This is a genomic window from Mycobacterium nebraskense, from assembly GCF_002102255.1.
In the GTDB taxonomy this organism is placed as follows: Bacteria; Actinomycetota; Actinomycetes; order Mycobacteriales; family Mycobacteriaceae; genus Mycobacterium; species Mycobacterium nebraskense.
The window spans coordinates 1-4,273 of record NZ_LQPH01000117.1; the positions used below are offsets into that span (position 1 = coordinate 1).

Below are 4,273 nucleotides of genomic sequence, written 5' to 3' on the forward strand. Positions count from 1 at the left end.
TCCAATTATCCCTTGCAGGACAGGCACTTTCGCGTATCTACACCCCGACACTCACAATAATCCACGAAAAATCCGGGCTGGTGGGACCTTTGGCCTCTTGGTGGGGGCCCAACGCCATGCCATAGATGCCGTATGGCCCTCGTTCGAAGTGTCTCGATAGCGAAACATCGAGGTCACGGTTTGGGGTTTCCGCACCGGCCAGAGCTGAGCCATCGACTGAAGAGGACACAAGATGACCAGGCGTGACTTTCAGCTCGGTATTGCGCCGCAAACACGAGAGCCTCGCGTAACCCTGCTCTACGCCGGCACACTGGTTCTCGCCGTGGTGTCGGGAATCTGCGCATTGGTCGCGCTTGCCGCAGGCTCGCCACTTCAGTTCGGTGTCGCGTTGGCATTGTTCGGCGCCGGGTGGATCGTCACCGACTTCATCGAGCGATCGGAGCGCCGGCAGGAGCGTTTTCCTCGGCCATGTGTAGACACCGTCGCCCGTACGGTTCCGGCTTATCGGCCCTCCCGCGTCGTGCACGCCGGTCGCTGTGAGCATTTCTCGCGACCGGCTCCACGCGTCGTGAGCAAGTTAGCCGCCTGACGATCGATCAGGTCTTGGTGCCGACCGTGATCAGGTCGGAAATGACCCGCGTCCAGACCGGCCGCGGAATGCGGTGCTGATCGCTGACGACGAACCCGGCGCCTTCGAACAAGGTCCGCATCTCCGCCGGCGACGCATTGTGTTGTGGCTTCCACCTATTGGCCGAGGGTGCTTGCAGCAGCGGTTGCCGCGTACTCAGGGCCGCAACGGCCACCAACCCGCCGGGCGCCAGTACGCGATGGAATTCTCGTAACGCCGCGGGCTGGTCGAAGAAGTGGAACGCCGACGTGGTCACCACAGCGTCGAGAGCGCCGTCGTCGAAGGGCAGCTGCTCAGCCGGGCCGCGCAACCACTGCACCCGGTCGGTTCTGGCGCGCGCCTGGGCGAGCATGCCGTCGGACATGTCGACGCCGTAGATCTCGTCGGGCTGTAGCTCGCGGGCGATCCGATCGATGAGAATGCCTGTGCCGCAGGCGATATCAGCGATCTTGCGGGCCTGGTGGGCGCGTAGCTGGGCAATCACCTCGTCGTGCGGCGGGCGGTACAGCCACTGCTGCAGGAACGGCAGATCGTACGCCGGCGCCAGAAAGCTCCACAGCCGCGTGACCGCGTCGTTGAGCCCTCGGCGACTCGGTGCCGTCATCAGCTCAGCACCGAACTGTAGTAGATGGTGTCGGCCACGGACACCGAGTCGTTCGTCTGCGGAATCGCCGAAAGCCCGCTGTCGGCCAGCAGCTCGCTCATCTTGGTGCCCACCGTCTGCCACCCCAGGTTCTTCAGGTACTCGGCGACGTCGTTGCGCTCGCCCTCGAAACCCAGCTCCTCCCAATCCAACTCGAAGCCGTGGTCGCGCCATTTGGCGGTGGCCCTGCGCATCATTTTGCGCGCTTTCTCGACGTCCTGCTGCGGCCGGTCCGGGATGGCTTCGACAGCCAGCCTGCTGCCCTCGCTGCTCAGCGCGGAGATGTTGTCCAGCAAGCGATCCTGAGCCTCTGGCGGCAAGTATCCGAAGAGCCCCTCGGCGATCCACGCGGTCGGGCGGCCCTTGTCAAAACCCGCATCCACCAACGCTTTCGGCCAGTCACGTCGCAAATCGATGGCGACCGTGCGCAGGTCTGCCTGCGGGGCGGCGCCCAGCCGCGCCAAGGTGGTGGTCTTGAACTCGATCACCTCCGGCTGGTCGATTTCGAACACCGTCGTCTCGGCAGGCCACGCCAACCGGTAGGCGCGCGCGTCGAGACCGGACGCCAGGATCACGGCCTGCTGGATCCCGGCCTGCGCGGCCTCGTCAAAGAAAGTGTCGAAGAACCGGGTCCGCGCGGCCATCGCCACGGGCATGTGCTCGAGTTTCCAGCCGGATTCGTGGTCGTCGACGTCAGCGACGACAAGATCGCCGTCGACCCATCGCGTGAAGAAATCCACGCCGACGGCGCGAACCAGCGGTTCGGCGAACTGGTCTTCGATCAGCGGGTTGTCGGCCTTGGTTGCGATCGCCCGGGCCGCGGCCACCATGGTGGCCGTCGCGCCCACACTGGTGACCAAATCCCAAGAGTCGTTGTCTGTGCGTGGCATGCGCCTGTTCCCCCTCGGAGTGAAGCGATACTTAGCCACTATAACGACCGCGAGGTGCGGTTGGTTCCCGAGCGTTTCGCGGCAGGTCGCCGCGCTGATCGCGGCGTTGGGCTAGCGCGCCCTACTGCGGACCGGGACCGCCGGGTGCGCCCGGCCCGCCCGGTCCGCCCGGGCCGCCGGGCCCGCCCGGTCCACCCGGCCCGTTTACGGCGGGGACCCGGGGCACGCATTGATGCAAGTCCACGCTCCACACAAACCCGGAAGCGCAATTTGGGCCGGCCCGGCCGATCGCCGGCGCCGAAATCGCGATTGCCGGCAACATCGCCAAAGCGAGCCCGAAGGCGCCGAATGCCCGGCCCCGCACCCGATGCTTGATCGCTGCGATTGTCATGTCGGTCTCCTCCCGGCCGGCGACACGATCCACATCATTTTGCGCCACGCAACCCGTAGGCGGTGCCGTTATTCGGTAACCAGTTCGAAGACCGGGATTACCCGGTCGGTGCGCTCCTGGTACTCGCCGAACCCCGGCGCTCGCTCGACGACGATCCGGTAGACGGAATCGCGGTCGCCGCAAGGTAATTCGCGCACCGTCGCCGGCCTGGCGGCCTGCGAGCCGATCTCGACAGTCACCCGCGGGTTTGCGCGGATGTTGTGCACCCATGCGGGGTTCTTGTCCCGGGCAGCGAGCGACCCGCGATTGATCGCCGCCGGATCCGGGTATCACCTGGAAATCCCGTCGGGGGGGTAACCGTTTCCGTAGAAACCAAGTGAGCACGAGATGGTCGGCTGGCTGGACAGGCTGCAGCGACGAAACCGCACCGCGGGTGTGGCGATCGGCGTCGTATACAAATACCTCGACGACCAAGGCGGTTACCTCTCCGCCCTGATCACCTATTACGGGTTCGTGTCGCTGTTCCCGCTCTTGCTGCTGTTGACGACGGGCCTCGGGGTGATCCTGGCCGGACGCCCCGATCTGCAGGAACAGGTGCTACACAGCACGCTGAGCCAATTCCCGGTCATCGGCAGCCAGCTGCATCAGCCCGCAGGACTCAGCGGAGGGACCGTCGCCGTGGTCGTCGGCATCGCGGGGGCGTTGTACGGCGGTCTGGGCGTCGGTCAGGCGGTGCAGAATGCGATGGACTCGGTATGGGCGGTCCCGAGGAACAAGCGTCCCGACCCGTTCCGCTCACGCCTGCGCAGCTTGATGTTGTTGTTGGTCCTCGGCTCCGCGGCACTCGCCGCCACCGCCTTGTCCGCGGCCGGCCAGGTGACCGGGGCGCTGGGCGTCTTCGGAAAGGCCGGCGTCGCACTGGTTGCCGTGGCGATCAACGCGCTGATTTGCCTGGTGGCGTTCCGGGTGACCACCGCGCGAGACCTCACCTATCGCCAGGTGCTGCCGGGAGCGCTTGCGGCAGCCGTCATTTGGCAGATATTGCAGTGGGGCGGTGCCGGCTATATTCGGCACACGGTGAAGACTGCCAGCGCCACCAACAGCATCTTCGCTTTGGTGCTGGGATTGCTGGCTTTCCTTTTCCTGGTGTCGTCCACGCTGGTTCTGTGTGCCGAGATCAATGTCGTTCTGGTGGAACGGCTTTACCCGCGCGCCTTGCTCACTCCGTTCACCGACGACGCGGAACTCACACCGGCCGACCGCAAGACCTATACAAAGAAGGCGAAAGCCGAACGTGTCAAGGGTTTTCAGCGCGTTAGCGTCAGGTTCGGCGACCTCGCCCGCAAGGCCGGCCGCTCACACCGGAGATCCGTAGCCGGCCCGCCGGCTAGTCAGTTGCCGCGTCCCGTCTGTCGCTGTAGCTCGTCGATGAGCTCCGACGCTTGCGCCTTCGTCAGATCGTCGGGAACGTCGCGCCCGGCTTCCTGCGCCAGGGTATGCACGTAGCTGCGCTGCGGACCGGTCATCGGCTCGTCGCCGGTCACCCACTCGGACGTGTCCTTCTCGGGATTTTCGCTTGGCGCCTGTCGCGTGTCGACAGTCATGCCTTCCACCTCGGCGACGAGGGATAGCCTTCGCACGTACGTACTGCTTATCTGCTTAAGTGGACTTACGCTGGTCGGTGTGGATTTTGCTGGTGTGAGTCCGGTTGGCGGGATGGA

Annotated in this window: 4 protein-coding genes and 2 pseudogenes; 1 reads left to right on the forward strand and 5 read right to left on the reverse strand. The window is 65.2% G+C overall.

What is annotated here, in order from left to right; genetic code table 11:
* Window positions 1-596: 596 nt before the first annotated feature.
* From AWC17_RS14065 to AWC17_RS14080, 4 genes and pseudogenes are all read right to left on the reverse strand, one after another.
* Window positions 597-1,232: a class I SAM-dependent methyltransferase gene (locus tag AWC17_RS14065; protein ID WP_046185948.1), complete on the reverse strand. Its 636-nt coding sequence runs from the start codon at window positions 1,230-1,232 to the stop codon at window positions 597-599.
* The gene (locus AWC17_RS14070) at window positions 1,232-2,161 is read right to left on the reverse strand and encodes an SAM-dependent methyltransferase (protein WP_046185947.1); all 930 of its coding nucleotides are present in this window, start codon (window positions 2,159-2,161) and stop codon (window positions 1,232-1,234) included. The genes AWC17_RS14065 and AWC17_RS14070 overlap by 1 nt, the downstream gene beginning before the upstream one ends.
* Before the next feature lie 121 nt (window positions 2,162-2,282).
* Complete coding sequence (locus tag AWC17_RS32720) at window positions 2,283-2,552, reverse strand: hypothetical protein (RefSeq protein WP_047323959.1); 270 nt, start codon at window positions 2,550-2,552, stop codon at window positions 2,283-2,285.
* Between the two features lie 68 nt (window positions 2,553-2,620).
* Window positions 2,621-2,854 (reverse strand): annotated as a pseudogene (locus AWC17_RS14080) (nitroreductase family deazaflavin-dependent oxidoreductase); the annotation flags it as partial.
* Between the two features lie 85 nt (window positions 2,855-2,939).
* Here AWC17_RS14080 and AWC17_RS14085 point away from each other — a divergent pair.
* Window positions 2,940-4,058, forward strand: a complete 1,119-nt coding sequence (locus AWC17_RS14085) for a YihY/virulence factor BrkB family protein (RefSeq protein ID WP_308292932.1) — start codon at window positions 2,940-2,942, stop codon at window positions 4,056-4,058.
* Here AWC17_RS14085 and AWC17_RS14090 read toward each other — a convergent pair.
* A pseudogene (locus AWC17_RS14090) lies at window positions 4,013-4,156 on the reverse strand (DUF3072 domain-containing protein); the annotation flags it as partial. The gene AWC17_RS14085 and the pseudogene AWC17_RS14090 overlap by 46 nt on opposite strands.
* Window positions 4,157-4,273 lie beyond the last annotated feature (117 nt).

What these genes read in the sequence shown, in the direction of transcription:
- AWC17_RS32720 (WP_047323959.1), bottom strand. Translation starts at nt 2,552, where the DNA reads ATGACAATCGCAGCGATCAAGCATCGGGTGCGGGGCCGGGCATTCGGC.
- AWC17_RS14070 (WP_046185947.1), bottom strand. Translation starts at nt 2,161, where the DNA reads ATGCCACGCACAGACAACGACTCTTGGGATTTGGTCACCAGTGTGGGC.
- AWC17_RS14065 (WP_046185948.1), bottom strand. Translation starts at nt 1,232, where the DNA reads ATGACGGCACCGAGTCGCCGAGGGCTCAACGACGCGGTCACGCGGCTG.
- AWC17_RS14085 (WP_308292932.1), top strand. Translation starts at nt 2,940, where the DNA reads ATGGTCGGCTGGCTGGACAGGCTGCAGCGACGAAACCGCACCGCGGGT.